The sequence below is a fragment of the Sulfuricurvum sp. MLSB genome (genome assembly GCF_000747095.1).
Taxonomy (GTDB): Bacteria; Campylobacterota; Campylobacteria; order Campylobacterales; family Sulfurimonadaceae; genus Sulfuricurvum.
The window spans coordinates 1-2,929 of sequence record NZ_JQGL01000082.1 but is presented as its reverse complement, the minus strand read 5'-3'; the positions used below and the strand labels follow the sequence as shown (position 1 = coordinate 2,929).

General features: G+C 52.7%; 3 protein-coding genes. All 3 read left to right on the top strand.

The features are described from left to right. Window positions 1-437: UDP-N-acetylglucosamine--N-acetylmuramyl-(pentapeptide) pyrophosphoryl-undecaprenol N-acetylglucosamine transferase (locus JU82_RS06445; RefSeq protein ID WP_037948301.1), on the top strand; the 437-nt coding region annotated here is incomplete at its 5' end. Continuing rightward, a complete protein-coding gene (locus tag JU82_RS06440; RefSeq protein ID WP_037948298.1) occupies window positions 427-1,038 on the top strand; it encodes a DedA family protein in 612 nt (203 codons plus the stop codon). The genes JU82_RS06445 and JU82_RS06440, both read left to right, overlap by 11 nt. Window positions 1,039-1,155: 117 nt before the next feature. Continuing rightward, window positions 1,156-2,829: a 2-isopropylmalate synthase gene (gene leuA / locus JU82_RS06435; RefSeq protein WP_037948296.1), complete on the top strand. Its 1,674-nt coding sequence runs from the start codon at window positions 1,156-1,158 to the stop codon at window positions 2,827-2,829. Window positions 2,830-2,929: the final 100 nt, after the last annotated feature.

Below are 2,929 nucleotides of genomic sequence, written 5' to 3'. Positions count from 1 at the left end.
AAAGCGGAGGGATCACCGTCATTCATCAATGTGGAGCCAAAGAAGAAGAGCGGGTTCGTGCCGCCTATCGAGAGCTGGGGATCGACGCCGAAGTGTACGGTTTTACGACTCAGATCGCCGAACTGATCGCGCGGAGCGATTTTGCCATCAGCCGTTCGGGGGCGAGTACTTTGTGGGAATTGTGCGCGGCTCAGGTTCCGACGTTTTATATCCCCTTTCCGTATGCGGCGGCAGACCATCAATTCCATAATGCCCAGTATATTCTCAAATACGATTGCGGCTGGTGCGAGAGACAAAGCGACGACCTCTCTTTCAAATTGCAAGAGGCGATTCTCAGCGATATCCGCCCGAAAAGTGAGCGGTTGGCTCAGTTGATTGCTCCTTATGGGGCTTTGCACATTATAGAAACAATTGAAAAGGAGCGCCATGTTGGCTGAATTGACGGGGTGGCTGGTTGACACCGTCGCAGGGCTTGGTTACGCGGGAATCGTCGCACTGATGGCCGTCGAAAGTTCATTTATTCCATTCCCGAGCGAAGTGGTAATGATCCCTGCCGGATATCTGGCCGCACAGGGGAAAATGGATATATCGCTGGTGATTTTCTCAGGACTTGTCGGATCCATGATCGGTGCGTACATTAACTATTTCGGTGCATTGTGGATCGGGCGGCGCTTTTTGGAACGGTACGGCCGCTATTTTTTTATTTCGCAAAAAACGCTGGAGAAAATGGACGTTTTCTTCGAGCGTCACGGTGCCGTTTCCACTTTTATCGGCAGGCTTATTCCGGGGGTGCGTCAACTTATCTCGGTTCCCGCAGGGCTGGCCCGAATGAATCTGGCCCTCTTTAGCGCCTACACTGCGCTCGGAGCCGGATTGTGGGGAGCGATACTTGCATTATTGGGCTATTTTATCGGCGGCAACGAAGCGCTGATCGCCGAGTACCTGCATGAAATCACCATCACGCTAGCGGCAGGTGCCGTAGCGATTATTGCGGCATACGTATGGTTTATGAAAAAAGAGGCCGAAACGGACGCGTAATGTTCGCAATATTCTAAACATCACAACTGTTTTGAGCGCTTGTTTTGCTATAATCACGCCACTCATATGCCACCAGCAAGGGCCGTGAGGAGTTCAAATATACAAAGAGGTTTCATTATGAAACATGCATCCGCGGGAAAATACCGCCCTTACCCTCAAGTTGATTTGCCGAACCGTGTTTGGCCATCCAAAACGATTACGCACGCTCCGATTTGGTGCAGTGTCGATCTTCGTGACGGAAATCAGGCGCTTGTGACGCCGATGAACTTGGACCAAAAACTCGAACTCTTCACCCTCTTGCTGAAACTCGGATTCAAACACATCGAGGTAGGTTTCCCCTCGGCGTCGAAAGTCGAATTCGACTTTTTGCGTACGTTGGTAGATCAACGACTGATCCCTGATGACGTGACGATTCAGGTTCTCGTGCAGGCCCGCGAACATTTGATCGACAAAACGTTCGAAGCGCTTGCGGGTGTCAAAAAAGCGATCGTCCACCTGTACAACTCGACGTCGGTCGCGCAGCGCAAGATCGTTTTCGGAAAAGAGCAGGACGACATTATCGCCCTTGCCCTCGAAGGGGTCGATATGGTTAAAGCCCGCGCGGCCAAACACGACGGCGAGATCATGCTCGAATATTCCCCCGAGAGTTTCACCGGAACGGAGCTTGAGTTTGCGGCCCGTATCTGTAATGCGGTCACAGATCGCTGGGGCATCAGCGAGGAGCGCAAAGTGATCATCAATCTCCCCGCAACGGTCGAGATGGCGACGCCGAACGTGTATGCCGATCAGATCGAATGGATGAGCCGCCATTTGACCAACCGCGAGCACGTATTGATCTCGACCCATACCCACAATGACCGCGGAACGTCGGTCGCGGCGACCGAGCTGGCCCTTTTGGCCGGAGCCGACCGCGTCGAGGGGACACTCCTCTCCAACGGCGAACGGACGGGGAACGTCGACATCATCACCCTTGCGCTCAATATGTACACGCAAGGGGTTGACCCGGAACTGGATTTCAGCGATTTGGAAACGGTAGTGCGCACCGTCGAGCGATGTACCGACATCGAGACGCATGTGCGCCATCCGTATGTGGGCGAGTTGGTATACACCGCGTTTTCAGGTTCGCATCAAGACGCGATCAACAAAGGTCTGACGTATCAGCGCAGCAAACACGACGCGTTTTGGGAAGTGCCGTATCTGCCGATCGACCCGCAGGATGTGGGGCGCAATTACGAGGGGATTATCCGTATCAATTCCCAGTCGGGCAAAGGGGGCGTTGCGTACGTCCTCGAAGACAAATTCGGCTATTCCCTGCCGAAAAAAATGCACCCCGAAATCGGACGGATCGTTCAGCACATCACGGATGAAGCCGGACGGGAACTTTCAAGCGAAGAGATTTTCGGGATTTTTGAGAAGACCTATTTCGGAGAGCCGCACGATATCGAGTTCATCGATTATTCGGTGATCAGCGAGAGTGCGAAAGACAAGCTTGTGAAATGTGTTCTCGAATACAGTCACAACGGAAAAACGATCCGAAGCGAAGGGCAGGGGAACGGTCCGATCGATGCGTGTAAAAACGCGCTGATGCAAAAATACAGCCATCCGTTCAAAATCCTCTCTTACAGCGAGCATTCGCGCGGGGAACTTTCTAGCGCCGAAGCGGTAGCGTACATCGAGATTCAGACCGGCGCACTGCTGCCGGAAACATTTTTCGGTGTCGGATGCGATAATGACATCACCGTTGCCTCGATCAAGGCGATGTTCAGCGCACTGAATCGGGCGTTTTCGTAACATAGTTTTTGCTTTCCCCGCAGAAGCGGGGAGTCTTCTAATTCCTCTTTAACGCCATCTGCGCTATAATCGCGTCAATTTTATGACAAGTGTGAGTAAC

Bases quoted from the DNA above. Each gene is read 5' to 3' on its own strand.
- leuA (WP_037948296.1), top strand. From the start codon at position 1,156: ATGAAACATGCATCCGCGGGAAAATACCGCCCTTACCCTCAAGTTGAT.
- JU82_RS06440 (WP_037948298.1), top strand. From the start codon at position 427: ATGTTGGCTGAATTGACGGGGTGGCTGGTTGACACCGTCGCAGGGCTT.